At 72.0% G+C, this 25,479-nt stretch carries 26 protein-coding genes; 5 read left to right on the forward strand and 21 right to left on the reverse strand.

Annotated elements, in window-relative coordinates; translation table 11 throughout:
* Positions 1 to 7: 7 nt before the first annotated feature.
* From pstA to mshD, 14 genes are all read right to left on the reverse strand, one after another.
* Positions 8 to 1,078 carry a phosphate ABC transporter permease PstA gene (pstA, locus tag ACQUQD_RS21860; RefSeq protein WP_428953807.1) on the reverse strand — a complete coding sequence of 357 codons (1,071 nt, stop codon included), beginning with the start codon at positions 1,076 to 1,078 and terminating at the stop codon, positions 8 to 10.
* The gene (gene pstC, locus ACQUQD_RS21865) at positions 1,075 to 2,082 is read right to left on the reverse strand and encodes a phosphate ABC transporter permease subunit PstC (protein WP_428953808.1); all 1,008 of its coding nucleotides are present in this window, start codon (positions 2,080 to 2,082) and stop codon (positions 1,075 to 1,077) included. Before pstC ends, pstA begins: the two co-directional genes overlap by 4 nt.
* 118 nt (positions 2,083 to 2,200) lie before the next feature.
* Positions 2,201 to 3,331 (reverse strand): phosphate ABC transporter substrate-binding protein PstS, encoded by a 1,131-nt coding sequence (pstS, locus tag ACQUQD_RS21870; RefSeq protein WP_428953809.1) that lies wholly within the window; start codon positions 3,329 to 3,331, stop codon positions 2,201 to 2,203.
* Positions 3,332 to 3,588: 257 nt separating this feature from the next.
* Positions 3,589 to 4,020, reverse strand: a complete 432-nt coding sequence (locus ACQUQD_RS21875; RefSeq protein WP_428953810.1) for an NUDIX hydrolase — start codon at positions 4,018 to 4,020, stop codon at positions 3,589 to 3,591.
* The gene (locus tag ACQUQD_RS21880) at positions 4,017 to 4,964 is read right to left on the reverse strand and encodes a CHAD domain-containing protein (protein WP_428953811.1); all 948 of its coding nucleotides are present in this window, start codon (positions 4,962 to 4,964) and stop codon (positions 4,017 to 4,019) included. Before ACQUQD_RS21880 ends, ACQUQD_RS21875 begins: the two co-directional genes overlap by 4 nt.
* Positions 4,945 to 7,356, reverse strand: a complete 2,412-nt coding sequence (locus tag ACQUQD_RS21885; protein WP_428953812.1) for an RNA degradosome polyphosphate kinase — start codon at positions 7,354 to 7,356, stop codon at positions 4,945 to 4,947. Before ACQUQD_RS21885 ends, ACQUQD_RS21880 begins: the two co-directional genes overlap by 20 nt.
* Positions 7,357 to 7,455: 99 nt before the next feature.
* Positions 7,456 to 8,127: a hypothetical protein gene (locus ACQUQD_RS21890; RefSeq protein ID WP_428953813.1), complete on the reverse strand. Its 672-nt coding sequence runs from the start codon at positions 8,125 to 8,127 to the stop codon at positions 7,456 to 7,458.
* Positions 8,128 to 8,256: 129 nt separating this feature from the next.
* Positions 8,257 to 8,430: a hypothetical protein gene (locus tag ACQUQD_RS21895; RefSeq protein WP_428953814.1), complete on the reverse strand. Its 174-nt coding sequence runs from the start codon at positions 8,428 to 8,430 to the stop codon at positions 8,257 to 8,259.
* Positions 8,427 to 8,567 carry a hypothetical protein gene (locus ACQUQD_RS21900; RefSeq protein ID WP_428953815.1) on the reverse strand — a complete coding sequence of 47 codons (141 nt, stop codon included), beginning with the start codon at positions 8,565 to 8,567 and terminating at the stop codon, positions 8,427 to 8,429. The genes ACQUQD_RS21895 and ACQUQD_RS21900 overlap by 4 nt, the downstream gene beginning before the upstream one ends.
* Entirely contained in the window at positions 8,564 to 9,508 is a 945-nt protein-coding gene (locus ACQUQD_RS21905; protein WP_428953816.1) for an ABC transporter permease, read from the reverse strand. The genes ACQUQD_RS21900 and ACQUQD_RS21905 overlap by 4 nt, the downstream gene beginning before the upstream one ends.
* Positions 9,505 to 10,488: a hypothetical protein gene (locus tag ACQUQD_RS21910; RefSeq protein ID WP_428953817.1), complete on the reverse strand. Its 984-nt coding sequence runs from the start codon at positions 10,486 to 10,488 to the stop codon at positions 9,505 to 9,507. The genes ACQUQD_RS21905 and ACQUQD_RS21910 overlap by 4 nt, the downstream gene beginning before the upstream one ends.
* Positions 10,485 to 11,381, reverse strand: a complete 897-nt coding sequence (locus ACQUQD_RS21915; RefSeq protein ID WP_428953818.1) for an ABC transporter ATP-binding protein — start codon at positions 11,379 to 11,381, stop codon at positions 10,485 to 10,487. Before ACQUQD_RS21915 ends, ACQUQD_RS21910 begins: the two co-directional genes overlap by 4 nt.
* Positions 11,378 to 11,773, reverse strand: a complete 396-nt coding sequence (locus ACQUQD_RS21920; RefSeq protein WP_428957624.1) for a GntR family transcriptional regulator — start codon at positions 11,771 to 11,773, stop codon at positions 11,378 to 11,380. The genes ACQUQD_RS21915 and ACQUQD_RS21920 overlap by 4 nt, the downstream gene beginning before the upstream one ends.
* A 148-nt stretch (positions 11,774 to 11,921) precedes the next feature.
* A complete protein-coding gene (gene mshD / locus ACQUQD_RS21925) occupies positions 11,922 to 12,857 on the reverse strand; it encodes a mycothiol synthase (RefSeq protein WP_428953819.1) in 936 nt (311 codons plus the stop codon).
* A 185-nt stretch (positions 12,858 to 13,042) separates the two neighbouring features.
* Between mshD and ACQUQD_RS21930 the strand changes: the two genes are divergently transcribed.
* Positions 13,043 to 14,854, forward strand: coding sequence for a bifunctional metallophosphatase/5'-nucleotidase (locus ACQUQD_RS21930; protein ID WP_428953820.1), 1,812 nt, complete (start codon positions 13,043 to 13,045; stop codon positions 14,852 to 14,854).
* Here the strand turns inward: ACQUQD_RS21930 and ACQUQD_RS21935 are convergent.
* Positions 14,779 to 15,288, reverse strand: a complete 510-nt coding sequence (locus ACQUQD_RS21935) for a hypothetical protein (protein ID WP_428953821.1) — start codon at positions 15,286 to 15,288, stop codon at positions 14,779 to 14,781. The genes ACQUQD_RS21930 and ACQUQD_RS21935 overlap by 76 nt on opposite strands.
* 63 nt (positions 15,289 to 15,351) lie before the next feature.
* On the opposite strand from ACQUQD_RS21935, the gene ACQUQD_RS21940 reads away from it, so the two are divergent.
* On the forward strand, positions 15,352 to 16,605 hold the full coding sequence (locus ACQUQD_RS21940; protein WP_428953822.1) for an LmeA family phospholipid-binding protein: 1,254 nt from the start codon (positions 15,352 to 15,354) through the stop codon (positions 16,603 to 16,605).
* A 9-nt stretch (positions 16,606 to 16,614) separates the two neighbouring features.
* On the opposite strand, the gene ACQUQD_RS21945 is transcribed toward ACQUQD_RS21940, so the two are convergent.
* From ACQUQD_RS21945 to ACQUQD_RS21960, 4 genes are read right to left on the reverse strand one after another with little or no spacing between them, the layout of a single operon-like run.
* The gene (locus tag ACQUQD_RS21945; RefSeq protein WP_428953823.1) at positions 16,615 to 18,057 is read right to left on the reverse strand and encodes a HAMP domain-containing sensor histidine kinase; all 1,443 of its coding nucleotides are present in this window, start codon (positions 18,055 to 18,057) and stop codon (positions 16,615 to 16,617) included.
* Positions 18,054 to 18,791: a response regulator transcription factor gene (locus ACQUQD_RS21950; RefSeq protein WP_428953824.1), complete on the reverse strand. Its 738-nt coding sequence runs from the start codon at positions 18,789 to 18,791 to the stop codon at positions 18,054 to 18,056. The genes ACQUQD_RS21945 and ACQUQD_RS21950 overlap by 4 nt, the downstream gene beginning before the upstream one ends.
* A 40-nt stretch (positions 18,792 to 18,831) precedes the next feature.
* Entirely contained in the window at positions 18,832 to 19,017 is a 186-nt protein-coding gene (locus ACQUQD_RS21955) for a hypothetical protein (protein ID WP_428953825.1), read from the reverse strand.
* 26 nt (positions 19,018 to 19,043) lie between these two features.
* A complete protein-coding gene (locus ACQUQD_RS21960; protein WP_428953826.1) occupies positions 19,044 to 20,216 on the reverse strand; it encodes a S1C family serine protease in 1,173 nt (390 codons plus the stop codon).
* Positions 20,217 to 20,450: 234 nt separating this feature from the next.
* Here ACQUQD_RS21960 and ACQUQD_RS21965 point away from each other — a divergent pair, with 234 nt between their 5' ends.
* On the forward strand, positions 20,451 to 22,205 hold the full coding sequence (locus ACQUQD_RS21965; RefSeq protein ID WP_428953827.1) for a trypsin-like serine protease: 1,755 nt from the start codon (positions 20,451 to 20,453) through the stop codon (positions 22,203 to 22,205).
* Between the two features lie 42 nt (positions 22,206 to 22,247).
* Here the strand turns inward: ACQUQD_RS21965 and ACQUQD_RS21970 are convergent, their stop codons facing one another.
* Together ACQUQD_RS21970 and ACQUQD_RS21975 are read right to left on the reverse strand one after the other, a co-directional pair.
* Positions 22,248 to 23,270: a LacI family DNA-binding transcriptional regulator gene (locus tag ACQUQD_RS21970; protein WP_428953828.1), complete on the reverse strand. Its 1,023-nt coding sequence runs from the start codon at positions 23,268 to 23,270 to the stop codon at positions 22,248 to 22,250.
* A gap of 53 nt (positions 23,271 to 23,323) precedes the next feature.
* The gene (locus tag ACQUQD_RS21975; RefSeq protein ID WP_428953829.1) at positions 23,324 to 24,118 is read right to left on the reverse strand and encodes a winged helix-turn-helix transcriptional regulator; all 795 of its coding nucleotides are present in this window, start codon (positions 24,116 to 24,118) and stop codon (positions 23,324 to 23,326) included.
* A 232-nt stretch (positions 24,119 to 24,350) separates the two neighbouring features.
* On the opposite strand from ACQUQD_RS21975, the gene ACQUQD_RS21980 reads away from it, so the two are divergent.
* Both ACQUQD_RS21980 and ACQUQD_RS21985 read left to right on the forward strand, forming a co-directional pair.
* Entirely contained in the window at positions 24,351 to 25,187 is an 837-nt protein-coding gene (locus tag ACQUQD_RS21980) for an alpha/beta hydrolase (RefSeq protein WP_428953830.1), read from the forward strand.
* 33 nt (positions 25,188 to 25,220) lie between these two features.
* On the forward strand, positions 25,221 to 25,475 hold the full coding sequence (locus tag ACQUQD_RS21985; RefSeq protein ID WP_428953831.1) for a MoaD/ThiS family protein: 255 nt from the start codon (positions 25,221 to 25,223) through the stop codon (positions 25,473 to 25,475).
* The last annotated feature ends 4 nt before the right edge of the window (positions 25,476 to 25,479 follow it).

Consider the following 25,479-nt stretch of genomic DNA (forward strand, 5'->3'; position numbering starts at 1 on the left):
GGCCGCGTCAGCGACCGGACTTCGGGGCCTTCCAGCGGGCGATGCCGCGGGCCACGAGATTGAGGATCATGATGAAGGCGATGAGGACCAGGGCCGCGGCCCAGGCGCGGTCGTACGCCGCCTGGCTGCCGCCGCTGCTCGCGTACTGCTGGTAGATGTACAGCGGCAGCGAGGCCTGCGGGCCGTCGAACGGGTTGCCGTTGATCAGCGGGTTGCCGAAGACCAGCAGCAGCACCGGGGCCGTCTCGCCCGCGATACGGGCGACCGCCAGCATCACGCCGGTCGTGATGCCGCCGATCGACGTCGGCAGGACGACCTTGAGGATGGTGCGCCACTTCGGGACGCCGAGGGCCAGGGACGCCTCGCGCAGCTCGTTCGGGACGAGCTTGAGCATCTCCTCGGTGGAGCGGACCACGACCGGGATCATCAGGATCGACAGGGCCATCGAGCCGGCGAAGCCGGAGAAGCCGAAGCCGAGGATCAGGATCCAGAAGCTGAGGATGAACAGGCCCGCGACGATCGACGGGATGCCCGTCATGACGTCGACGAAGAAGGTCACCGCCTTCGCGAGCTTGCCGCGGCCGTACTCCACCAGGTAGATCGCCGTGAGCAGGCCGATCGGGACCGAGATCAGGGTGGCGAGGCCGACCTGCTCCAGGGTGCCGAGGATCGCGTGGTAGATGCCGCCGCCGGGCTGGTACGCGGTGACGAAGCCCATCGAGTGGGTCAGGAAGTACGGGTCGAGGACCTTGATGCCGCGCTTGACCGTCTCGTAGACGAGGGAGGCGAGCGGGATCACGGCCAGGACGAAGGCGACCCAGACGATGCTGGTCGCGACCCGGTCCTTGGCCTGGCGCCGGCCCTCGACCTTGGCGCCGAGCGCGTAGGTGGCGAGGACGAACAGGAGCGCCGCGAGCAGGCCCCACTGGATCTTGCTGTCGAGTCCGGCGCCGAGGCCGATCGCGCAGCCGGCGGCGACCGAGCCGACCGCGATGGCCCAGGGGGACCAGCGGGGCAGGCGGGCGGCGCTCAGGGACGAGGGGCGCTTCACGGGTGCAGGTGCGGTCGCGTGGCTCATGCGTTGGCCCCCGAGTACTCCTTGCGGCGGGCGATGATCAGCCGGGCGGCGCCGTTGACCAGCAGGGTGATGACGAAGAGGACCAGACCCGAGGCGATCAGGGCGTCGCGGCCCTGGTCGTTGGCCTCGGAGAACTTCGCGGCGATGTTCTGCGCGAAGGTGCCGCCGCCCGGGTCGAGCAGGCTGGCGTGGATCAGGAAGTCGGGGGAGAGGACCGTGGCGACGGCCATCGTCTCGCCGAGCGCGCGGCCGAGGCCGAGCATCGACGCGGAGATCACACCGGAGCGGCCGAACGGGATGACCGACATGCGGATGACTTCCCAGCGGGTCGCGCCGAGCGCGAGGGCCGCCTCCTGGTGCATCAGGGGGGCCTGTCGGAAGACCTCGCGGGAGACGTTCGTGATGATCGGCAGGATCATGATCGCCAGCAGGATGCCGACGGTGAGCAGGGTGCGCGGGGCGCCGCCCTGCCAGGCGAAGATCCCGGTCCAGCCGAAGTAGTCGTCGAGCCAGCCGAACAGGCCCTGCATGTGCGGCACCAGGAAGAGGGCGCCCCACAGGCCGTACACGATGGACGGCACGGCGGCCAGCAGGTCGATGACGTAGGCGATGGGGCCGCCCAGCTTCTTCGGCGCGTAGTGCGTGATGAAGAGGGCGATGCCGACGGCCACGGGGACTGCGATCAGCATGGCGATGATCGAGGTGACGATCGTGCCGAAGGCGAGGACGGCGATGCCGAAGACGGGCGGGGTCGCGGTCGCGTTCCACTCGAAGGTGGTGAGGAAGTTGCCCTCGTTCTTCGAGAGGACCAGCGAGGCGCGGTAGGTCAGGAAGACCGCGATCGCGGCCATGATCACCAGCAGCAGGATGCCCGAGCCGCGCGAGAGACCGAGGAAGATGCGGTCACCGGGGCGGGTGGCGCCGCGGGCGGCGCGCTTCTGCTGGGCTGGGTTCGGGCGATCGGCGGGCGCCGGTGGCGCGGGTGCTTGCGTGGTTATGTCCATGGGGTTCTCCGGTCTGCGAAGTCCCTTGGGTGTACGGGGGTTGCGTACGGGACTTCTGGCGGCGGTGCACCGGACGGTGCGGGCCACCCGGGTTCGGTCGGGTGGCCCGCACGCTTGGCTAGCTGATGCTCGCGACGGCCTCGCGGACCTTCGCGTTGATCTCGGCCGGGATCGGGGCGTAGCCCAGGTCGGCGAGGGCGGCCTGGCCCTCGTCGGAGGCCGTGTAGGTCAGGAAGGACTTGGTGGCGGCCAGGGTGTCCGCCTTGTTGCCCTTGTCGCAGACGATCTCGTACGTGACCAGGGTGATCGGGTAGGCGCCGTCGGCCTTGGTCGCGTAGTTCAGCTCCAGGGCGAGGTCCTTGCCGGAGCCGATGATCTTGGCGTCGGCGATCGCCTTGGAGGCGTTGTCCGTCGTGGCCTTCACCGGGGCCGAGGCGCCCGTGTCGATGTCGACGGTCTTCACGCCGTCCTTGGCGTAGGACAGCTCGAAGTAGGAGATGGCGCCGTCGGTCTGCTTGACCTGCTGGGCCAGGCCGGAGGAGCCCTGCGCGGACTGGCCGCCCTTGGCCTGCCAGGCCTTGCCGCCCTCGTACTTCCAGTCGCTCGGGGCGGTGGCCTTCAGGTACTTGGTGAAGTTGTCCGTGGTGCCGGACTCGTCCGAGCGGTGGTACGCCTGGATCTTCGTGGACGGCAGCTTCGCGTCCGGGTTCAGCTTCTTGATGGCCGGGTCGTTCCACGTCGTGATCTTCGAGTCGAAGATCTTGGCGAGGGTCGGCGCGTCCAGGACGAGGTTGTCGACGCCCGAGACGTTGTACGCGACGGCGATCGGGCCGCCGACCATCGGCAGGTCGATGCCCTGGCCGCCGGAGCAGACCTTCTTGGAGGCGGTGACCTCTTCGGGCTTCAGCGCCGAGTCCGAACCGGCGAAGGCGACCTGGCCCTGGTTGAACGCGGTGACACCGGCGCCGGAACCGTCGGGCTTGTAGTTGATCTGCACACCCGAGCAGGCCTGCGAGTAGGCCTGGCGCCAGGCGTCGATCGCGTTGGCCTGGGCCGAGGAGCCGATGCCCAGGAGCTGGCCCTTGGCGTCGTCGCACTTGATGTTGCCGGCCTTGGCGGACGAGCTGGCGCCGCCACCGCCGGTGGAGTTGGTGTCGTCGGAGCCGCACGCCGTGAGGGCCAGGGCGCCGGAGACGGCGAGAGCGCCGAGGGAGAGGGCGCGGAGCCGGTTCTTGCGCTGAAGCTTCACCTTCGGATGTTCCTTCCAGGAGCCGCCGGCCTCTTGTCTTCTGTGGCGGCGTGCGAAGTCTGCGGATGTTTCAGGTGAACGATGAGGCTGATCCCCGTCTCGGGGGCTCACCGTCCACGGCTGAAATTAGGCAGATCAGGTGAAGCGGCAGACGGCCGTGAGTGAACGGAGGGTGAACCTAAGCGGGCGGTGTGGTTAGGTCACGGCGCGGTCACGTCGGGTCGTCGACCGACGTCATTCGGTGGGCGCGGTTCCGCTCAGGCCAGGTGCAGCGCGTCGAGGAGTGCGTCCACGAGCCGGCGGTCGCGGGGCTGGGTCAGGCGGTTGCGGGCCGCGGCCGGCGACAGCCAGACGATGCGGTCGACCTCGCGGTTCGGCGTGAAACCGCCGGAGCCGACCTCCGCCGCCCAGTAGTCGACCGTCTTGGGGCGGCCGTTCGCGACGTAGCGGACCGTGGGCAGCGTGGCGCCGGGGGCGCACGCGTGGCCGGTCTCCTCCCGCACCTCGCGCAGCGCGCCGACGAGCGGGTCCTCGCCGCGCTTCAGCTTGCCCTTGGGGTGCGACCAGTCGTCGTACTTGGGGCGGTGGACGAGGCAGATCTCCAGGCCGCCGTCGAAGGGGGAGCGGCGCCACAGGACGCAGCCCGCCGCGCGGATGGTGTTCGTGTCGTCGTTGTCGTGCACGGTCACGGGGTTCCCACCGCCTCTCGTTGCCAAGCCTTTCCGAACGCGATCCTTGCGGCCTCCACCTGGTGGCGCTGGTCGGCGTGGAGCACGCCCAGGGCGTAGGCCGTCGCCGGGGCGATGCGCGGGGTGCGGGCCGCGTGCGCGGCCGCGCCGGCCGCCTCGGCCGCGTCGCGGTGCGCGTTCAGGGCGTGCGCCGCCTCGCCCTCCCGGCGGCGTACGTCGGTGGAGGGCAGGTCCGCGGCGACCTCCTGGGCGTAGCGGTGCAGGCGCAGCAGCAGCCGTACGTGGTGCCAGGGGGTGTCGGCGTCCGCGTTGTAGGGGTGGCCGGTGTGGTGCAGGGCGGCGACCGCCTCGGTGAGCCGGGTCTCGGCGGCCACGGCGAGCTTCTTCAGCTCCGTCTCCGCGCCGCACAGCGGCACCTCGCTGGCCAGCACGGCGACGTTGTCCGCCACCGCGTGGAACCGGGACGAGCCGAGGCTCTGCAGGGCCGTGCTGTGGGCCCGGGTCTTGGCGAGCGTCAGCTGGCGGTCGAGCAGGGCCGCGGCCTTGGCCGCGCCGAGCGTCAACGTGGTTCCGCCGCCCGCCTGTTGGGGCAGCCGGCCGGCGCCGGGTGTGGTACCGGACGTGGTCAGCCGGTGCAGGGCCTCGTTCAGGCGGATCAGCCGGTCCCCGTACGCGTGCTCCTGCGCCAGCGTGCCCGACAGCCAGGCCAGTTCGGGGCGCAGGGCGTCGGACCACTCGGCGTCCAGGAGCGGGCGGAACGTGTGCAGCGTGCCGCTGATGCGGCGGGCGGCGCGGCGCAGGGCGCGGGCCGCGCCCGCCGTGTCCCCGGCCGCGCCGCTCTCGCGGTGCTGGCGCAGTGCGCGCAGGAACTCCGTCGCCTGGGCCCGCAGATAGGACGCCAGGACGTCGTTCGCCGTGCCGGACTCAAGGTGTTGCTGTGCCACGCCGGCGCCTCCGGGCGTCTATGAGCATCTCCTGTACGTTCCGCAGGGGGCGTCCGTCCGCGTCGAGCGCGTGCCGTGTCCAGTTGCCGTCCGGGCCCAGGTGCCAGGAGGCGGTGGCGTCGGACATCCCCGTTTCGAGCAGCCGGCTGAGGGCCGCGCGGTGGGCCGGGTCCTCGACGCGGACCAGGGCCTCGATGCGGCGGTCGAGGTTGCGGTGCATCATGTCGGCGCTGCCGATCCACACCTCGGGCTCCCCGCCGTTGCCGAAGGCGAAGACGCGGGAGTGCTCCAGGAAGCGGCCGAGCACCGAGCGGACCTGGATGTTCTCGGACAGGCCGGCGACCCCGGGCCGCACCGCGCAGATGCCGCGCACCCACACGTCCACCGGCACACCGGCCTGCGACGCCCGGTACAGGGCGTCGATGACGGCCTCGTCGACCATCGAGTTCACCTTGATGCGGACGTGTGCGGGGCGGCCCGCACGGTGGTGCTGGACCTCCTTCTCGATCCGCGTGACCAGGCCCGTGCGCAGGGACTTGGGGGCGACGAGGAGACGGCGGTAGGTCTCGCGGCGCGAGTACCCGGACAGCCGGTTGAAGAGGTCGGAGAGGTCGGCCCCGACTTCCTGGTTGGCCGTCAGGAGCCCCAGGTCCTCGTACAGGCGGGCCGTCTTGGGGTGGTAGTTGCCGGTGCCGACGTGCGAGTAGCGGACGAGCTGGTCGCCCTCCTGCCGGACGACGAGCGACAGCTTGCAGTGCGTCTTCAGGCCGACGAGACCGTAGACGACATGGCAGCCGGCCTCCTCCAGCTTCCGCGCCCACTTGATGTTGGCCTGCTCGTCGAAGCGCGCCTTGATCTCCACCAGGACGAGGACCTGCTTGCCGGACTCCGCGGCGTCTATCAGCGCGTCCACGATCGGCGAGTCGCCCGACGTCCGGTACAGCGTCTGCTTGATGGCCAGCACGTCCGGGTCGTTGGCCGCCTGTTCCAGGAAGGCCTGTACGGAGGTGGAGAAGCTGTCGTACGGGTGGTGCAGCAGCACGTCGTGGCTGCGCAGGGCGGCGAAGATGTCGGGCGCGGAGGACGACTCGACCTCGGCGAGGTCGCGGTGGGTGCCCGCGACGAACTTCGGGTACTTCAGCTCGGGCCGGTCCAGGCCCGCTATGGAGAACAGGCCCGTGAGGTCGAGGGGGCCGGGCAGCGGGTACACCTCGGCCTCGCTGATCTTCAACTCCCGTACCAGCAGGCTGAGTACCTCGGAGTCGATGCTCTCCTCGACCTCCAGGCGCACCGGCGGACCGAAGCGGCGCCGCATGAGCTCCTTCTCCAGCGCCTTGAGGAGGTTCTCGGCGTCGTCCTCCTCGACCTCCAGGTCCTCGTTCCGCGTGACGCGGAACATGTGGTGCTCCTCGATCGTCATGCCGGGGAACAGCTCGCTCAGGTGCCGGGGCGCGGCGATGACGTCCTCGATGGGGACGTAGCGCTGCGGGGCGGCCTCCAGGAAGCGGGACAGCAGCGGCGGCACCTTGACGCGGGCGAAGTGGCGGTGGCCGGAGACCGGGTTCGACACCACGACCGCGAGGTTGAGGGAGAGGCCCGAGATGTACGGGAACGGGTGCGCGGGGTCGACGGCCAGCGGGGTCAGGACCGGGAAGATCTGGTGCATGAACAGCGTGTAGAGCCGGGCCTGTTCCTTCTCCGTGAGCTCGTTCCAGCGCACGACGTGGATGCCCTCGTCGGCCAGGGCCGGGGCGACCTCCTCCTGGTAGCAGGCGGCGTGCCGGGCCATGAGCTCGCGGGAGCGGTTCCAGATCAGCTCCAGGACCTCGCGGGGCTGCAGTCCCGAGGCCGAACGGGTGGCGACGCCGGTCGCGATGCGCCGCTTGAGGCCGGCCACGCGGACCATGAAGAACTCGTCGAGGTTCGAGGCGAAGATCGCCAGGAAGTTCGCGCGCTCCAGGAGGGGGGTGTTCGGGTCCTCGGCCAGTTCCAGGACCCGCTCGTTGAACGCCAGCCAGCTGCGCTCGCGGTCCAGGAAGCGGCCCTGCGGGAGCTCCGCGCCGTCCCGTCCCGCGTACTCGTCCTCGTAGTCGTCGGGATCCGCGTCGATGTCGGCGACGATCCCGGCGAGCTTGCTGTCGAAGTCGCCGGCCGCCACGGGATGCGGGCGGTGCGCGGCGAGGGAGCCCACGGACGGCTGGGGCTGCGGGGCCGAGGGGGCCGGGGCGGTCGGGTCCTGTGCGGCGTTCGGCTGGCTCATGGCCCCATTCTTCCGCGCGGAGGGCGTCTCGGGCGCGTCGACGACGTCGGAGGGCGCGGGCGCGAGACGGAGCCTGCCCTGAGGGGCGGGCTCCGGCGGGGCCTTCGAGGGGTCGGGCGCGGGGGGCTGCATTCCGTGAGGGTCGCAAGCCCGTCTGAATCGCTGGTTACGGAGACATGACGTGCGGGCTATGGGCGGGCGGCCCCCCGGCGTCCACGGGCCCGGCCCGTGTCAGGCGGTACGGCGTTTCAACAGCCAGAAGGCGGCGGCGGTGGCGGCCGCGGCCATCGTAAGGACGGTGAACGATTCCGCAAGTTGGAGGGGCCAGTAGTGGGACGCGGGGTGGTACGTGGCCCAGAAGTCGCTCAGGCCGGAGCGGTCCATGCAGCGCCGTATGTCGGCGGGGTGGTCGGAGTCGACGCACGCCCAGTCGTTCGCGATGCGCGCGCCGTCCGACGTGACCGCGCCGTGTGTCAACTCCTGTGCTTGAGGAGGCACATTGAGTGCCTTGGTGCCGGTGTCGGTGACGGTCGGCCACAGGCTGACGCGGTAGCGCCCGACGACGGTGGACACCGCGAACAGTGCGGCGACCGCGCCCGCCGTGCCCTTGAGGGAGCTTCGGGTCAGCAGGGCCGCGAGCGCGCCCAGGGCGAGGCCGAGGAAGGCGTACGCGACCGGGAGCAGTCCGGTGGAGGCGAAGACACCGTCCTCGTACCACTCGGTGTTCAGGAAGTCGCGGGAGCCGGCCCACGCCGAACGGCTGAGGACCGTGAGCGGGGTCAGGCCCGCGACGATCAGCGCCGCGGGGGCGGCCAGCGTCGTGGCCAGCCAGCGCGCCGGGGTGACCGACTGCGTCCACAGCACGGCGGCCGTGCCCCGCTCCAGCTCCCGACCGACCAGCACGGCGGCGGCGTACGCGGCGACGGCGAAGGGGACGGCCGTGAGCGCCCCGCCGACGAGATCCGTCAGCAGGGTGTACCGCCCCAGCGCTCCGGCGGAGTCGCACGTGTCCGTGCCCGTGCAGTGCGCCTCTTAGTACCGCCGGGCGGCGCCCACCCCGGGCCCGCACATCCACACCAGGGTGATGCCGGTGAGGAGCACGAACGCCACCCAGATCCGCAGCGCCGTGCGGTGCAGGCGCAGCGCCGTCCACACAGTGCCGGCCGGGCGCAGGCCGCGCGCGGGGGCCGGGAGGGTGTACGTCATGAGCCGGATCTCTTCCCGTGGGTCGGCTCTGTCGTCCCCTGCGTCCAGAACTGGAGTGCCGTGGAGGCGGCGAGGGCCGAGGACGTCAGCCGGACGAGCGGCCTCGCGAGCAGCCGGGCGTGGGACAGGGAGTTCATGCGGCGACTCTCTTCTTCAGGATGCGGTACGCGGCCGCCGCCATGAGAGCGGACAGGGCGAGCAGCAGGGCCGTCTCCATGAGCTGCAGCGGCCAGAAGTGCGACGGCGGGTGGCCCTTGGTGTAGAAGCCGGTGATGTCGTGGTCGGTGAGGCAGGCGCGGTCGTCGATGCACAGGGGGTCCTTGACATGGGCGCCCGAGCCGGTGATCGCGCCCTCGTCCAGGACGTCGCCGGTGAAGCCGGGATAGCCCTTGTCGAGGCTGCCGGTCCGGGTGACGGCGGGCCACAGATACGGGCGGACCACCTGCGCGAGCAGGATCATCAGGAGCAGGAGCACGCCGGAGAAGACCGCCGCGGACAGGGCCTTGCGCTGCCAGAAGGCGCCGAGGGCTCCGCACGCCAGGCCGAGCAGGGGCAGCGCCACGGCCGTCGTGCCGAGGACATCGAAGGTGCCCGACGCGTACCACTGGTTCGCGGGGAGCATCGGGGCCTGCGCGGCGACCGCGTGGCGCAGCACCACCAGGAGGCCGGTGCCGACGGTGAGGAACAGGGCGGGCAGCGCCAGCTTCGCGGTGAACCAGCGGGCCGGCGACACGGACTGCGTCCAGGCCAACTGGGCGGTGCCGCGCTCCAGTTCGCGGCCGATGAGCACGCCGCCGGTGAACACCGCGACGACCAGGGGGACGACGCCCACGGACGCCTGGACGGCGTCGAGCGCGTGGAAGTACATGTTCTCGGTCGGGCCGTGCGCGGAGCAGGAGTTGCCGATGCCCGCCACGCAGTGCCCGGTGATGTCGAGCCCCGCGGTGCCCGGCCCCCACAGCCACACCAGGACGCCCGCCGCGACGACGACGTAGGCGACCCACAGCCACAGGGCGATGCGGTGCAGGCGCAGCACCGTCCAGGTCAGGCCGGTCGGCCGGGTCAGTGCCAGGCTCATGCGGTCGCCCCCTTCTTGGGCTGGAACCGGCGCAGCACCAGGAAAGCCGCGACCACGGCGAGCGCGGTGAGGCCGAGCAGGATGCCGGTCTCCGCGAGCTGGCGGGGCCAGAAGTCGGGGGAGGGCAGGTAGTGCCGGGTGAAGCCGGTGATGTGGTGCTGGTCGAGGCAGTTCTGGTCCAGATAGCAGCCGGGGTCGCGGACCTCGGCGCCGGTGGACGTGAGGGCCTTGCTGTGCACGGGGAGCTCGGGCTGCTGACGATTCCCCTGGAACGGCCAGGAGTTGAGGCGCAGCGCGCCGGCCAGGAACTGTGCGATCCCGGCCACCGCGATCGCGGGCAGGGTGCGGCGCAGCACCAGCGCGGCGAGCACGCCGAGCGCGAGCCCGAACAGGGCGTTCGCGACGGTCGCCGGGCCGGTCGAGAAGACGAAGGAGCGCGGCCCGATGCCGGCGACGAGCAGATGGTTGTGCGCGTCCCACACCACCCAGTACAGGGCGACGATCAGAGCGGTGCCGACGGTGAGGAACACCGCGGGCACGGCCAGCTTGGCGGCGAGCCAGCGGGCCGGCGACACGGACTGCGTCCACGCCAACTGTGCGGTGCCGGACTCCAGTTCACGCCCGATCAGCGGGCCCGCGGCGAAGACCGCGATCGCGACCATGGCGATCCGGATCAGCGAGGCGGGCTCGTAGAAGAGGGAGTCGAAGGAGCCGACGAAGGGGATGCCCGCGGTCAGGCCCTTCCAGGCGTCGTCCTGCGCTCCCGCGTACCCGAACGCGTCGAACGCGTGCTGCGCGGCGGACGAGCCCGGTCCCCACAGCCACAGCAGCAGGGCCAGGCTGATCGCGACGTAGGCCACCCACACCCACAGGGCGGTGCGGTGCAGCCGCAGCACGGTCCACACCAGGCCGTCGGCGCCCGGCAGGGTGCGCCGCACCGGGGCCTGCGGGGCGGGCCGGTCGAGGGTCGGGGCGCTCATGCGGACACCGCCGTGCCGGACGTGCGGGCGGAGGTGCCCGGGGTGACGAGGGCCGGGGCGTCGGGGGCGCGCAGATGGGCCAGCAGCAGCTCCTCCAGGGAGGGCTCCTGGACCTGCCAGCCGTCGTCGAGCGGGCCGTCGCGGCGGATCAGGGCGGTGGTGCCGCGGCCCGAGGCGCGGGACTCGACGACCGTGTGGCCGGACAGGTCGCCGCGGCCGGTGACCAGGCTGTGCGCGCCGAGCAGGTCGTCGATGCCGCCGCCGAGCCGGATCCGGCCGCCGCTCAGGAGCAGCAGGTGGTCGCAGGCGTCGGCGAGCTCGGCCACGATGTGCGAGGACATCAGCACGGTCGTGCCGTGCTCGGCGGCGTCCGCCATCAGGGTGCCCATCAGCTCGTGCCGGGCGAGCGGGTCCAGGTCGGCCATCGGCTCGTCCAGGAGCATCAGCTCGGGCCGCTTGCCGAGGGCCAGGGCGAGGGCGACGCGGGTGCGCTGGCCGCCGGAGAGCGAGCGGACCCGTGCCGCGGGGGAGAGGTCCCCCTGCTCGACGATCTTCGCCGCGTACGCCGCGTCCCACCGGCCTGGGTTCAGCTCGGCGCCCAGGCGCAGCGTGTCCGCGACGGACAGCTGGGGGTGCAGGGGCTTGTCCTGCGAGAGGTAGGCGACCTTGGCGCGGGTCTCGCCGGGCGCGCCGCCCAGGACGTCGATCCGGCCCGAGGTCTGCCGCAGCAGGCCCGCGGCGATCGCCAACAGGGTGGACTTGCCCGCTCCGTTGGGCCCGACGAGGGCGCTGATCCGGCCCTCGGGCAGTCGGAAGGAGCAGTCGTCGAGCGCCGCGGCGCCGTGCCGGCCGTACCGCTTGACGAGGCCGGTGGCCTCGATGGCCGTGCTCATGGGGTCCCCCTGGTGGTGGTGCTGAAGTGTGCTTCCAACGCGTTGCCGAACAGGGCCGCCACGTCCTCGCGGTCGAGCCCCGCCTCCGTCGCCCGTCTCGTCCAGTCGTCGAGCTCCGCCTTGAGCGGCGAGTCGGCCGGGGCGGATCCGAGGGATCTGCGGACGAACGTGCCCAGGCCCCGGCGGGCCTCGACGAGCCCGGCCCGCTCCAGCTCGCGGTACGCCTTGAGCACGGTGTTCGGGTTGATGGCCGTCGCCTCGACGACCTCGCGGGCCGTGGGCAGCTTGTCGCCCGGCTCGAGCATGCCCATGCGCAGGGCCTGCTCGGTCTGGTGGACGATCTGGAGGTAGGTGGCGACGCCGCTGTGGCGGTCGATCCGGAACTCGATCACGTACTCGCGCTCGCCCACTGGCGTACCCCCCTTTCACTAATCAAGTAGTGAAAGGGTGATGCAAGAGAGGGGGCGGCGTCAAGCGACGCCGCCCCCTCGAAGTCCCCGAAGGCTCCTGTAACCCGCTCGAACCCGCGAAAAGCGCAGGTCAGGACTCGGTGCGGTACATCAGGTCCGTTTCGAACGTGCTGAACCCGAGGCGCTCGTACACGCTCACCGCCGCCTTGTTGTCGGCGTCGACGTACAGCATCGCCGTCGGCAGCCCGGCCGCGGCCAGGTGGCGCAGGCCCGTCGTGGTCAGCGCCTTGCCGAGGCCGCCGCCCTGGTTGCCGGGCGCGACGCCCACCACGTACACCTCGCCGAGCCCCTCCTCGGCGTGCACCTTCGTCCAGTGGAAGCCGACCAGCTCGTCGTTCCTGAACGCGAGGAAGAAGCCCGCCGGGTCGAACCACGGCTCGGCCTTGCGGTCGTCCAGGTCGCGCTGGGTGAGGGCGCCCTGTTCGGGGTGGTGCGCGAACGCCGCCGCGTTCACCGCGAGCCAGGCCGCGTCGTCCTGGCCGGGGACGAACGTACGGATGCGGACCCCCGCGGGCAGCGCCGGCTCGGGCAGCTCCAGATCGGTCAACGACCGCCGCATCTGGCGCAGTTCACGGAACAGGGTCAGGCCGAGCACCTGCGCGAGATGCCGGGCCGCGCCGTGCCCGCCGTGCGCCCACACCCGCAGCCGCTTCCCGGAGGCGGCCAGCAGCGCCGCGCCGAGCGCCCGCCCGTGCCCGCGCCCGCGGCGCGCCGGGTGCACGACCAGCTCGGCGGTCGGTGCCTCGACCGGGTCGGTGTCCTCCAGCTGCGCGTACCCGATCAGCTCGCCGCCGACGGTGAGCAGAAGATGCCGGACGCCCTCCCGCTCCCCGCCCCGCAGCTGCAGCCGCCCCTGCTCCGACACGGCCTGCTGCCCGTCGGTGCGGGCGGCGTCGGTCAGCAGCGCGAGCACGGCGGCGGACTGCGCGTCGGACAGGGCGGAGAGGGTGTCGATCTGGCGCCCAGAGGCGGCCGGATCGCTGGCGGAGGCGGGGTCGGTGGTCATGGGTACGAGGGTACGGCGCGACCCCGGCGGGGAGCGGCCGGCGGGGTCGGGGCACGGTCCGGGCGCGGCCCCGGGCGACGGACGGCAACCTGCTCGTAACCCGCAAACCTCTGTTGTGCTACGCGCGTTGACCCTAGGCTTTCGCCGCAGTCGAAGTCATCGCAGATCACCCCAGGGGGGATTGCATGCCCGGAACGACCCGTCGGCCAGGTCGCCGTCTGAGAGCGGCGCTCGGCGCCGTCGCGACCCTCACCACCGCCGGTGCGCTGATCGCCGCGCTGCCCGCGGGCGCCGCCCAGGACCGGCACGGAGGCGGACACCACGGCCAGGGCCGCTACCAGGACGTACAGCTGCTGTCGTTCAACGATTTCCACGGGAACCTGGAGCCGCCGGCCGGGTCGTCCGGGCAGGTCACCGAGAAGCAGGCCGACGGCACCACGAAGCAGGTCGACGCGGGCGGCGCCGAGTACCTGGCCACGTCCTTGCGCACGGCCCGCAAGGGGCACCCGTACAGCGTCACGGCGGCCGCCGGCGACCTGATCGGCGCGAGCCCGCTGCTGTCCGGCCTCTTCCACGACGAGCCGACCGTCGAGGCCATGAACAAGCTGGACCTGGACGTCACCAGCGTCGGCAACCACGAATTCGACGAGGGCGCGGCGGAGTTGGCGCGCATCCAGAACGGCGGCTGCCACCCCGAGGACGGCTGCTACGAGAAGGGCCGCACGTTCAAGGGCGCGGACTACCCCTACCTCGCGGCCAACGTGACGGACGAGAAGACCGGCAAGCCGGTCCTCAAGCCGTACTGGGTGTGGAAGAACAAGGGCGTGAAGGTCGGCTTCATCGGCGTCACGCTGGAGGGCACGCCGAACATCGTGTCCGCCGACGGCGTCAAGGGCCTGAAGTTCCACGACGAGATCGAGACGGTCAACAAGTACGCGAAGATCCTCGACAAGCAGGGCGTGAAGTCGATCGTCGCCCTCATCCACGAGGGCGGCGCCCCGGCCTCGTCCGCGTACAACTACGACTGCGACTCCCCGGGCGCGGGCGCCGGCGTCTCCGGCCCGATCGTCGACATCGCCAAGGGCATCACGCCGAGGGTCGACGCCCTGGTCACCGGCCACACGCACAACGCGTACGTGTGCACGATCCCCGATCCGTCCGGCAAGCCGCGCATGGTCACGTCGGCGTCCTCGTACGGGAAGCTCTACACGGACACCACGCTCACCTACGACCGCCGCACCAAGGACATCGTCCGTACGTCGGTGAAGTCCGCGAACCACGTGGTGGCCCGCACCCAGGCCAAGGCGCCCGACATGACCGAGCTGATCGGCCGGTGGAACAAGCTCGCCGCGCCCGTCGCGAACCAGGCCGTCGGTCACATCTCCGCGGACATCCCGGGCCGTGGCGCCGGTACGCCCGAGGAGCCGCTCGGCGACCTGATCGCGGACGCGCAGCTCGCGCACGCCAAGTCCCTCGACCCCAAGGCGGGTCTGGCCCTGATGAACCCGGGCGGGGTCCGCTCCGACCTGGTGTTCAAGGCGAGCGGCAGCGAGGGCGACGGGGTCGTGACGTACGGCGAGGCGTTCACCGTGCAGCCGTTCAGCAACACGGTCAATCTCGTCGACCTCACCGGCGCGCAGGTGATCCAGGCGCTGCAGCAGCAGGTCAGCGGTCCGAACGAGGCCTCGCCGAAGATCCTGCAGCCGTCGGCCGGGCTCACGTACACGCTCGACATGACGAAGGCGGGCGCGGCCCGGGTCGTCGTCGACTCGATCAGGCTGGACGGGGCCGCGATCGACCCGGCCGCCACCTACCGCGTCGCGATGAACTCCTTCCTCGCGGGCGGCGGCGACGGCTTCACGGCGCTCGGGCAGGGCAAGAACCCGCTGGTCGGCGCGGACGACCTGAAGGCGTTCAACGACTACCTGACCGCCAATTCGTCGGCGGCGGACCCGATCGAGCCGCCGAAGGCGGACCGGATCACGATCGTGAAGTGACCGTCCGCGGGCACGCTCGTCGACGAGTCGGGCGGCCCGGAAGAGCCGGGGGCATATGACGCGGGGGACTGGGCATGCGAGTCCTCCAGCGGCGCGGTGCCGGTGACCGACGGGAAGGTGGCGGTTGCGGCCGGGGCGGCGGTGACCTGTACGGTCGTGAACACGGACCGGGCGGTCACGACTCCGACACCGACTCCGACGCCGACGGTCACACCGCCGACGCCGACCGTCACGCCGCCTGCTCCGACGGCCACGCCGGGTGTGCCGCAGCCGTCCGTGCCGCCGGCCCCGCCCGGGGACGGTGAACTGGCACAGACCGGTGCCGGGTTCGGTTCGGTGGCCTGGCCGGCGCTCGCGGCCGCGCTCCTGGTGGCGGCGGGCACGGCGCTCACGGCCTGGCGGCTGCGGCGACGCTGAGGCGTGCGAAACAGCACGTTTACCCGCCTACTGGGAGTAAGGCTTGCGGGACAGGTCGGGGTATGTGGTGGAATCTCCCGATGCGCACCCCCCACCGCATATCCAACGCCCGTACCTCGTCCGATGGTTGGCCGGACGCAGCGGTTCCACCGGAGCCCGTGCGGACGGCCAACCCGTACGAGGAGCTGGCCGCGCTCGCGGACAACCCGCTCGACGAGTTCCTGCACGAGGACCCGCACGGGCCCGACCACGTTGACGACGACTGGCTGCCGCCCAACCACCGGCGCGGCAGCCGCCGCCGCAACCGCTTCGCCGGACTGCCGCTCGTGGTCAAGGGCGTCGTCGGGGTCCTCGTCCTCGCCGCGTTCCTCACCCTCGCCGACCGCTGGGCCGTCCTCTACACGGAGCACCGCGCCGCCCAGCAGCTCAAGAAGGAGCTGAAGCTGACGGCGGCCCCCGAGGTCGAGATCGGCGGTTTCCCCTTCCTCACCCAGCTCGCCGACCGCCGCGTCGACGAGATGAAGGTCACCGTCCCCGACGTCGCCGCGGACCGCGTCACCCTCGCCAAGGTCGAGGCGACCGCGAAGGACGTACGCATCGAGGGCTCCGGCCTCACCGACGTCAGCGGCGCGTACGTCGACGCGATGCACGGCGAGGTGCTGCTCAGCTTCGCCGACATGAACCGGGAGCTGGGTGCCTCCCAGGTCACCTTCACCGGCCACGGCCACGACGGGGTGCTGGCCCGCGGCACCCTGCCGGTCGCCGGGCACGAGGTGAAGGTGCGGGCCGACGCCACGATCCGCCGGCTCGGCGGAACCGGCATCTCCACCGACATCGACGGCATGCGCCTGGACATCGGCGACCTCGCCACCTACCGGCCCGGCACGGGCGCCGACGAGGGCCTGCACCTGACCGCCAAGTCGGTGCGGCGGATCACCGAGGAGACCGACAAGGCCAAGCGGCTGCTGTCGATCCCCGCCATCGTGCACCGCGCCGGGGTCCCCGACTCGGCCGTCCGCCAGGCGCTGCGCGGCGACAAGAAGGTGAGCGAGCTGACCGGCACGCCCCGCTTCGTGAAGAGTCTGATGGGGATGAACCTGATCGACATCGCGATCGACCACCCCTGGCTCCTGGAGAAGCTGGGCCTGGACCCGTCGCTGCTCAACGGCCTCTCCCAGCTCACCCGGCCGCAGCTCGCCGACCAGCTCTCCCTCGCCTTCCGGCTGCCGAAGCTGCCGGGCGACCACGGGTACGTACGGCTGCGCGACGTGACCGTGGAGAAGGAGGGCATCCGCGTGGACCTGTCGGGCGCCGGGCTCCAGGTCGGCGGCTGACGCCCCGGCTCAGGGGATCTCCGGCGGCGGGGTCGGCGCGCCCGGCAGTTTCAGCGTGGCGACCGTGCCGCCGCCGTCGGCCGCCGCGAGCGCGACCTCGCCGCCGCTCGCCTCGACCGTGCGGGCCACGATCGACAGGCCGAGCCCCGACCCCGGCAGCGCGCGGGCCGTGGGCGAGCGCCAGAACCGGTCGAAGACGTACGGGAGTTCATCGGCGGGGATGCCGGGGCCGTGGTCCCGCACGGTGAGCGTGCCGCGCATCAGCCGGACCTCGACGGTCCCCTTCGGCGGGCTGAACTTCACGGCGTTGTCGAGCAGGTTCACCACCGCCCGTTCCAGCGCCGCCGGCTCGGCCCGTACGTACCAGGGGGCCAGCTCGGCGTCGAGGGTCAGCTCGGGGCCGCGCAGCCGGACGCGTTCGACGGCGGTGCGGACGGTCTCGTGCAGCGAGACGACCTTGAGGGGGCCGTCGCTCCCGGCCAGCCCGGTGCGCGACAGCTCCTGCAGGTCCCCGATCAGCGCGGCCAGTTCGGTCATCTGCGCCTTCACGGAGGCCATCAGCGCCTTGCGGTCGTCCGGGGGGATGGCGCGGCCCGTCTCCTCGCTGCGGGTGAGCAGTTCGATGTTCGTCCGCATCGAGGTCAGCGGGGTGCGCAGCTCGTGCCCCGCGTCGGCGATCAGCTGCTGCTGGAGCTCGCGGGACGACGCCAGCGAGGCCGTCATCGAGTTGAACGAGGCGGACAGCCGGGCGATCTCGTCGTCGCCCTCGACGGGGATGCGGACGGTGAGGTCCTCGGTGCGGGCCACGTGCTCGACGGTCTCGGTGAGCTGGTCGACGGGGCGCAGGCCGGTACGGGCGATCCAGAGGCCGGCGGCGCCCGAGCCGATCACGCCGATGCCGCCGATCAGGAGCAGTACGAGGGCGAGCCGGTTGAGGGTGCGGGTGGTGTCGTCGAGCGGCACCGCGCTGGTGATGGCGAGATCCCGGACCACGCCGCGTACGGGTCCGGCGGTGACGGCTGCCCGGGTCATCACGCGCACGGAAGTGCCGTCGCCCGCCGTGCCGTTGCGGAACCGCGGGGTGGGGTCGCTGCTGGCGGCGATCTCCTGGTCCCCGTCGGTCGTCTTCACGCTGCCGACGGAGTTGGGCCACACGCACACGGTGCCGTCGCTCTTGACGACCTGGACGTAGTAGATCTGGGCCGGACGCGGCCGGTTGTCCGTCGAGGGCGACGGCGAACAGGTGGCGACGACCGTGGCGTAGTCCGAGGGCGAGATGTTGCTGACGGAGTCGCGCAGGTCATCGTCGACCTGCCGGTACAGCTGGCCCCGCACGATGAACCAGCAGGTCACCGCCACCGCCGCGACGGCGAACGCCACGGCAGCCGCGGTCAGTACGGCCAGCCGCGACCGCAACGGCAACCCCCGCAACCGGCGAAGCACTGCGCTCACTCCGCGCCGCCGGACCGCAGCACGTACCCCACACCCCGCACCGTATGAACGAGCCGCGGCTCGCCCCCGCTCTCGGTCTTCCGCCGGAGGTACATCACGTACACGTCCAGGGAGTTGGACGACGGCTCGAAGTCGAAGCCCCACACGGCCTTGAGGATCTGTTCGCGGGTGAGGACCTGGCGCGGGTGGGCCAGGAACATCTCGAGGAGCGTGAACTCGGTACGGGTCAGCTCGACCGTACGGTCGCCCCGGGTCACCTCACGGGTCGCCAGATCCATGCGAAGGTCGGCGAAGGACAGCACATCGGAGTCGTCCACGGCGGAGCCGGCGGCGGCAGCGTAGGAGCTGCGCCGCAGCAGCGCCCGGACCCGCGCGAACAGCTCGTCCAGTTCGAACGGCTTGACCAGGTAGTCGTCGGCGCCCGCGTCGAGCCCGGTGACCCGGTCCCCGACGGTGTCGCGCGCGGTGAGCATCAGGATCGGGGTCGTGGAGCCGGTGGCGCGGAGCCGGCGGGCGGCGGTCAGGCCGTCCATGCGGGGCATCTGGATGTCGAGGACGACCAGGTCAGGCTGGTACGCGGCGGCCTTCTCCAGCGCGTCGGCGCCGTCGACGGCGACCTCGGTGGCGTAGCCCTCGAAGGCGAGGGAGCGCTGGAGGGCCTCGCGCACCGCGGGCTCGTCGTCCACGATGAGGATGCGGTGCTGGGCGTCGCGGTCGCCTTCGGCGGGGCTCATGGGCTGCGCTTCCTAACGGATCGGTACGGGCGGGCGGTTCTCAGCCTCGCACGGCCGCGCGGCGGCCGCGTGCGGCGCGGCGCTTCGCCGTCGGCACCACTTCGGGCGCGCGGGTGACGGGCGGGTGCAGCGCCGAGGCGACGGTGAGGGCGAGGCCGAGGTCGGCCGGCCCGGCGGCCTCGGAGTGACGGTGAACGGTGCTGTTCGTGCTGGTCACGGTGGTCATGACGGGTCCTCCCGGGTCGGGGACGGTCAGCTGTCGGCGCCGCCGGCGCGCAGCGTGTCGAGGTCGGCCTTGACGGTGTTGATCGGGATGGCGAAGCCGAGGCCGACGCTGCCCGCGCTCGACGAGGACGACGAGGAGTCCGAACCGGCCGAGTACATAGCCGAGTTGATGCCGATGACGTTGCCGTTCATGTCGATGAGGGCGCCGCCGGAGTTGCCGGGGTTGAGGGACGCGTCGGTCTGGAGGGCCTTGTACGTCGTGGTGGACGAGCCGGTGTCGCCGTTGAACTCCTGGCCGCCGAACTCGAACGGCCACTGGCCGCTGCCGCCGCCCTGCTGCTGTTGCTGCTGGCCCTCGTCGGTGGAGACGGTGACGTCACGGTTCAGGGCGGAGACGATGCCGCTGGTGACGGTGCCGGTCAGGCCCTCGGGGGAGCCGATGGCGACGACCTGGTCGCCGACCTTGACGCCGGAGGAGTCGCCGAGCGTGGCGGCCTTCAGGCCCGAGGCGTTCCGCAACTTGATGAGCGCCAGGTCCTTCTTGGCGTCGGTGCCGACGACCTCGGCGGTGTACGACGTGCCGTCGCTCGTCCGCACCTTGATCGAGGAGGCGCCGGAGATGACGTGGTTGTTGGTGAGGATCTCGCCGTCGCTGGTGAGGATCACGCCGGAGCCGGTGGAGGAGCCCGAGCTCAGCGACGCGTTGACCTCGACGATCGACGGGCTGACCGCCGTGGCGACCCCGGAGACGGTGCCCTTCTGGCTGCTGGGCACGACGTTGGTGCTGGTGGCGCTGGAGGCGGTGGTGTCCGAGCCGGTCAGCTCCTGGAAGGCGTACGCGGTGCCGCCGCCGACGGCCGCCGCCGCGATCGCCACGGCCGCGAGCAGCCCGACCGGGCCGCGCAGCCGCTTCTTGCGCGGCGCGGGCTCGGCCACGGCGAGCCCCGGGCCCCCGCCGCCGGCCGGCGGCTCGGCGCCGTAGGCCGCGAACTGCGCGGTGTGGCCGTCGCCGTGGCCGCCGTCGCCGCTGCCCGGCCACACCGTGGTGCCCGGGGCGACGCTCAGCGGCTGCGCCGGCTCGTGGGCCGGCGGGGGCGGGTAGGCGCCCTGCGCGGAGGCGTTCTCGGAGTACGGGTGGGACGGCTGGTCGAAGGTGCTGCCCTGGGGGTACTCGCCGCTGCGGCGGAAGGTCTCGGTCATGTGGACCAGCGTGTGGCGCGGACATGAGAGTCACCTGAGTGTGCCCTGAGAGTCCCGGCAGAACCCTGTTTGCCCGAAATAAAGACGCCCGGGGAAACGGCGGGTTGCGGGCGAGTGATGCTGCGGAGGGGGCCGGGCCAACACTCTCCGGGCCGGTGCGAACACCGGGTGCGCGGGGCCGCGCGGGGCCTACGATCCCCGCCTCCGAGACCATCACCACACCAGGAGCCCTGAGTGATACCTGCCCCACGCGGCCGCTGGAGACGCACCGTCACCGCGCTGCCCACGGCCGCTCTCGCGCTGGCGCTGACCGGCGCCGGCGCCTTCGCGGCGCACCCCGCCACCGCGGCCGACACCCCTCCCGGACTGCCCGACGCGAGCGTGGCCCGGACCGTGAACCCGGCGCCCACCGCCTCCGACGCCCAACTGCGCCACCGTGCCGTCGAGGCCGCCAGGACGCAGGCCGTCCCCGCGACCCGGCCGAAGAAGACGCCGTTCGTCATCGGCGGCAGCGAGACGTCGATCGCGTCGGCGCCGTGGATGGTCCAGCTCTCGTACTACGACAGCGCGACCGGCGACGGCTACTTCTGCGGCGGCACCCTCGTCGCCCCGAACAAGGTCCTCACCGCCGCCCACTGCGTCGCCGGTCTGGACTGGACGGCCAAGGGCGCGGTCGTGGCCGGCGCCACCGGCCTGCTCGACGACACCAACGGCACCGTCGCGGGTGTCTGGCGCCAGTGGAACCACCCGAAGTACGACGCCGCGACGACCCGGAACGACATCGCCGTCCTCACCCTGGACCGGCCGCTGGAACAGCAGTGGACGAAGCTCGTCCAGAGCAACGACAGCGCGTCCTACAAGGCCGGTACCCAGGCCACCGTCTACGGCTGGGGCCTGACCTCGGGTGCCGACGGCGCCGAGCTGTCGGCGACCCTGCGCAAGGCGAGCCTGCCGCTGGTCGCCGACGCCACCTGCGACAGCGCGATGAAGACGGTGCTCGGCGAGGACGACTTCGCCGAGGGCTCGATGTTCTGCGCGGGCACCCCCGCGACCGGCACCGACGAGGGCACCACGAGTCCCTGCAACGGCGACTCCGGCGGCCCGGTGATCGTCGGCGGCCGGGTCGTCGGCATCGTCTCGTGGGGTGTGGCCGGCTGCACCGCGCGGGGCGCCTACCCGGTGTTCACCAAGGTGTCCTCGTACGTGTGGGCGGCCCAGCCGCGCATCGACGACACGGACCTGAGCTTCGACGGCCGCGCCGACCTGCTCGCCCGCACGCCCTCCGGCGGCCTCTTCCAGCAGGACAGCAAGGGCACCTCGCTGGCGACGCGTGCCTACCAGGGCAACGGCTGGCAGACGGCGAGCTGGATCCTCCAGGCCGACCTGGACCGGGACTTCTACCAGGACCTGATCGTCCGCGACAAGGCCGACGGCAAGCTGTACCGCAGCTACTTCGACCACGCGGCGGGCGACTTCGCGTGGATGCCGGTCACCTCGGTGTGGGGCGGCTACACGTCGTACGCCATCCCCGGCGACCTGACCGGTGACTCCCGCCCCGACCTCGTCGCGGTCGACACCGACGGCTCGACGTACCTCTACCCGGGCAAGGGCAACGGGGAGTTCTACGGCAAGGTCAAGGTCGTCGACAAGGCATGGAAGGGCGTCAAGGTCTTCGGCCGCGGCGACCTGACCGGCGACGGCAAGGCCGACCTGCTGGTCCGCAACGGCTCCGGCGTCCTGTACCTGTACCGGGGCACGCAGGTCGAGCACACCCCGTTCGCGGCCCGCATCCAGGCCCGTACCGGCTGGAACTTCACGTCGTACGTGACCGACGGCGACGTGACCGGCGACGGCATCGCCGACGTCATGGCCCGCGACTCGGGCGGCACGCTCTGGCTGTACGCCGGCACCAACAAGGCGTCCAGCGACCTCTTCGCATCCCGCAGGAGCCTGGGCACCGGCTTCAACCAGTACAACCTGCTGTTCTGATCTCCCCGGGGTCCGCGGGCCGGCGCGTGCCGGCCCGCGGGCTCACGCGCAGCCGCAGGACTGGCGGACGACCAGCCGGGACGGGAACAGCTTCATCCGCTCGCGCCGCGACCCCGCGACCCGCAGCGAGTCGTCGAGCACCAGGTCGACCGCGGCCCGCGCCATCGCCGAGCGGTCCGAGGCGACGGTGGTCAGCGGCGGATCGGTGAGACCCGCCTCCTTCACGTCGTCGAACCCGGCCACGGCCAGCTCGCCCGGCACGTCGATGCGCAGCTCGCGCGCGGCCCGCAGCACACCGATGGCCTGGTCGTCGGTGGAGCAGAAGATCGCGGGCGGCCGGTGCGGCCCGGCCAGCAGGTCGAGCGCCACCTTGTACGCGTCGTAGCGGTTGTAGGGCGCCTCGAACAGCCGGCCCTCGGTGTCGCGGCCCGCTTCCTGCATCGCGCGGCGCCAGCCCTCGACGTGGTCGGAGACCGGGTCGCCGACGGACGGGGTGTCGGCGGTGCCGCCGAGGCAGGCGACGTACGCGTAGCCGTGCTCCAGCAGGTGCCGGGTGGCGAGCTGGGCGCCGCCGAGGTCGTCCGTCACCACCGCGACGTCGTCGATCGCCTCGGGCCGCTCGTGCAGCAGCACGACGCGCGCGTCCCAGGCCTCGATCTCGGTCGCCGCCAGGTCGTTGAGCCCGTGACTGACCAGGATCAGACCGGAGACCCGCATGCCGAGGAACGCGCGCAGATAGTGGACCTCGCGGTCGCTCACGTAGTCGGAGTTGCCGACGAGGACCATCTTCCCGCGCTCGGACGCGGCCTGTTCCACGGCGTGCGCCATCTCCGCGAAGAACGGCTGGCGCGAGTCCGGGACGATCATTCCTATGAGGTCCGTGCGGCGCGAGGCCATCGCCTGGGCGACACGGTCGGGCCGGTACCCCAGCTCCTTGATCGCGGCGAGAACGCGCTCGCGCGTGGCCGGGGCGACCGGCCGGGGTCCGTTGTTGATCACGTAGGACACGACGGCGGTAGAAGTACCCGCCAGTCGCGCAACGTCGTCCCGAGTCACCTTGGCCACGCGCGGAGTCTACGCGGATGGACCTGCTTGTGGGCAGGGCGTAAAGGCCCTTCCTAGGGCTCCGCCGTGACCGCCTCCGCACGCACCGGCGCGGGGGTGTCCGCTTCGTCCGCCTTGGTGTCGGACTGCGGTGCCTTATCGCCCGGCCGGGCGCTCTTCTCGGCGCTCTTCTCCGGCTTCTCCGGGGTGACGAAGCGGTAGCCGACGTTGCGCACGGTGCCGATGAGCGACTCGTGCTCGGGGCCGAGCTTGGCGCGCAGCCGTCGGACGTGCACGTCCACGGTCCGGGTGCCGCCGAAGTAGTCGTAGCCCCAGACCTCCTGGAGCAGCTGGGCGCGGGTGAAGACGCGGCCCGGGTGCTGTGCCAGGTACTTGAGGAGTTCGAACTCCTTGAAGGTCAGGTCGAGGACCCGGCCCTTGAGCTTCGCGCTGTACGTCGCCTCGTCGACCGACAGGTCGCCGTTGCGGATCTCCATGGGGGAGTCGTCGGCGACGATCTGCTGGCGGCCCATCGCGAGCCGCAGCCGGGCCTCGACCTCGGCCGGTCCGGCCGTGTCGAGGAGGACGTCGTCGATGCCCCAGTCGGCGGTGACGGCGGCGAGGCCGCCCTCGGTCACGACGAGCACCAGCGGACAGCCGGGCCCGGTGGAGCGGAGCAGCTGACAGAGGCTGCGGACCTGCGGGAGGTCGCGGCGGCCGTCGATGAGGATGACATCGGCGCCCGGGGTGTCGACGAGGGCCGGGCCCTCCGCGGGGGCCACCCGCACGTTGTGCAGGAGCAGGCCGAGGGCGGGGAGCACCTCCGTCGACGGCTGAAGGGCATTGGTCAGGAGCAGCAGAGAACTCATCGCGCCCCACCTGCCAGGGTCGTCATACGTTCGTGCACGTTTCGCTCGCCCATAACGTCTGGTTCCTCCTCGGTCCCTGCGAGGACGTTTGCGGCACTGCTTCGTACTGCGGTTGTTGCGTTGTGCGGGCCCGCGCCCTGGGCCCTGGTGCCTTCGTATACAACGCTCTTGAAAGCACAAAAGGACCCGGGGGCTGCATTGCCCGAGTCCTCTGCCCAGCAGAATAGCCCACATGAGTTGGGATCCGGCAGGTGAAGAGAGCGGATCTTCTGTGCGGCCGATCACTGAACGAACACTGCGCGCGACGCTGCGGGCACAGGACGGGGTCGCGATCGACGCGGCGTACGACCCGGGCCGGACGCCCGGCGGCAACGTGGCGATCGTGCTCGCGCACGGCTTCACCGGCGATCTGGAGCGGCCCCACGTGCGGCGCGCGGCAGCGGTGTTCGCCCAGCATGCGGCGGTGGTCACGTTCTCCTTCCGGGGGCACGGACGGTCCGGCGGACGCTCGACGGTCGGCGACCGGGAGGTGCTCGATCTCGCGGCGGCCGTGGAGTGGGCGCGTTCGCTCGGGCACGCGCGCGTGGTGACGGTCGGATTTTCGATGGGTGGTTCCGTGGTGCTGCGGCACGCGGCGTCGCACAGGGGGCGCACGGAAGCGCGCACGGACGCCGTCGTCGCCGTCAGTGCTCCGGCGCGGTGGTTCTACCGCGGGACGGCCCCGATGCGGCGGCTGCACTGGGTGGTGACCCGGCCGACGGGCCGGATGGTCGGCCGGCTCGGGCTGCGCACGCGCATCCACCCGTACGACTGGGACCCGGTCCCGCTGTCGCCGGTCGAGTCGGTCCCGCTGATCGCGCCGACGCCGCTGCTCGTGGTGCACGGCGACCGGGACCCGTACTTTCCCGTCGACCATCCCCGGATGCTGGCCGAAGCGGCCCGTTCACAGGGCGGTGCCGGCGCCGAGTTGTGGCTGGAGCCCGGCATGGGGCACGCGGAGCACGCGGCGAGCGACGCGCTGCTGGACCGGATCGGGACGTGGGCCGCGGCGGCGGGTGCCGCACAATAGGACGCCGACCGGATCTCAGAGAGGAGCCGCACCATGGCCAACGGCACGATCCGCTACTGGGCGGCGGCCAAGGCGGCCGCCGGCGTCGCGGAGGAACCGTACGACGCCGACACCCTGGCCGCGGCCCTCGCGGCGGCCCGCACCCGGCACCCGGGGGACCTGGTGCGGGTGCTGCAGCGTTCCTCGTTCCTGATCGACGGGAACCCCGTGGGCACCCGCGGTCATGAGACGGTACGGCTTGCCGAGGGCGGCACGGTCGAGGTGCTCCCGCCGTTCGCAGGAGGGTGACCCC

This window comes from Streptomyces sp. cg35, assembly GCF_050410835.1.
Lineage (GTDB): Bacteria > Actinomycetota > Actinomycetes > Streptomycetales > Streptomycetaceae > Streptomyces.

Excerpts from the sequence above, each read along its gene's own strand:
- ACQUQD_RS21930 (WP_428953820.1), top strand. The coding sequence starts at position 13,043 with ATGCCCGGAACGACCCGTCGGCCAGGTCGCCGTCTGAGAGCGGCGCTC.
- ACQUQD_RS21895 (WP_428953814.1), bottom strand. The coding sequence starts at position 8,430 with ATGACGTACACCCTCCCGGCCCCCGCGCGCGGCCTGCGCCCGGCCGGC.
- ACQUQD_RS21950 (WP_428953824.1), bottom strand. The coding sequence starts at position 18,791 with ATGAGCCCCGCCGAAGGCGACCGCGACGCCCAGCACCGCATCCTCATC.
- ACQUQD_RS21975 (WP_428953829.1), bottom strand. The coding sequence starts at position 24,118 with ATGAGTTCTCTGCTGCTCCTGACCAATGCCCTTCAGCCGTCGACGGAG.
- ACQUQD_RS21980 (WP_428953830.1), top strand. The coding sequence starts at position 24,351 with ATGAGTTGGGATCCGGCAGGTGAAGAGAGCGGATCTTCTGTGCGGCCG.
- ACQUQD_RS21910 (WP_428953817.1), bottom strand. The coding sequence starts at position 10,488 with ATGAGCGCCCCGACCCTCGACCGGCCCGCCCCGCAGGCCCCGGTGCGG.
- ACQUQD_RS21885 (WP_428953812.1), bottom strand. The coding sequence starts at position 7,356 with ATGCAGCCCCCCGCGCCCGACCCCTCGAAGGCCCCGCCGGAGCCCGCC.
- ACQUQD_RS21940 (WP_428953822.1), top strand. The coding sequence starts at position 15,352 with ATGCGCACCCCCCACCGCATATCCAACGCCCGTACCTCGTCCGATGGT.
- ACQUQD_RS21915 (WP_428953818.1), bottom strand. The coding sequence starts at position 11,381 with ATGAGCACGGCCATCGAGGCCACCGGCCTCGTCAAGCGGTACGGCCGG.
- pstA (WP_428953807.1), bottom strand. The coding sequence starts at position 1,078 with ATGAGCCACGCGACCGCACCTGCACCCGTGAAGCGCCCCTCGTCCCTG.
- pstC (WP_428953808.1), bottom strand. The coding sequence starts at position 2,082 with ATGGACATAACCACGCAAGCACCCGCGCCACCGGCGCCCGCCGATCGC.
- ACQUQD_RS21985 (WP_428953831.1), top strand. The coding sequence starts at position 25,221 with ATGGCCAACGGCACGATCCGCTACTGGGCGGCGGCCAAGGCGGCCGCC.
- mshD (WP_428953819.1), bottom strand. The coding sequence starts at position 12,857 with ATGACCACCGACCCCGCCTCCGCCAGCGATCCGGCCGCCTCTGGGCGC.
- ACQUQD_RS21960 (WP_428953826.1), bottom strand. The coding sequence starts at position 20,216 with ATGACCGAGACCTTCCGCCGCAGCGGCGAGTACCCCCAGGGCAGCACC.
- ACQUQD_RS21900 (WP_428953815.1), bottom strand. The coding sequence starts at position 8,567 with ATGAACTCCCTGTCCCACGCCCGGCTGCTCGCGAGGCCGCTCGTCCGG.
- ACQUQD_RS21955 (WP_428953825.1), bottom strand. The coding sequence starts at position 19,017 with ATGACCACCGTGACCAGCACGAACAGCACCGTTCACCGTCACTCCGAG.
- ACQUQD_RS21905 (WP_428953816.1), bottom strand. The coding sequence starts at position 9,508 with ATGAGCCTGGCACTGACCCGGCCGACCGGCCTGACCTGGACGGTGCTG.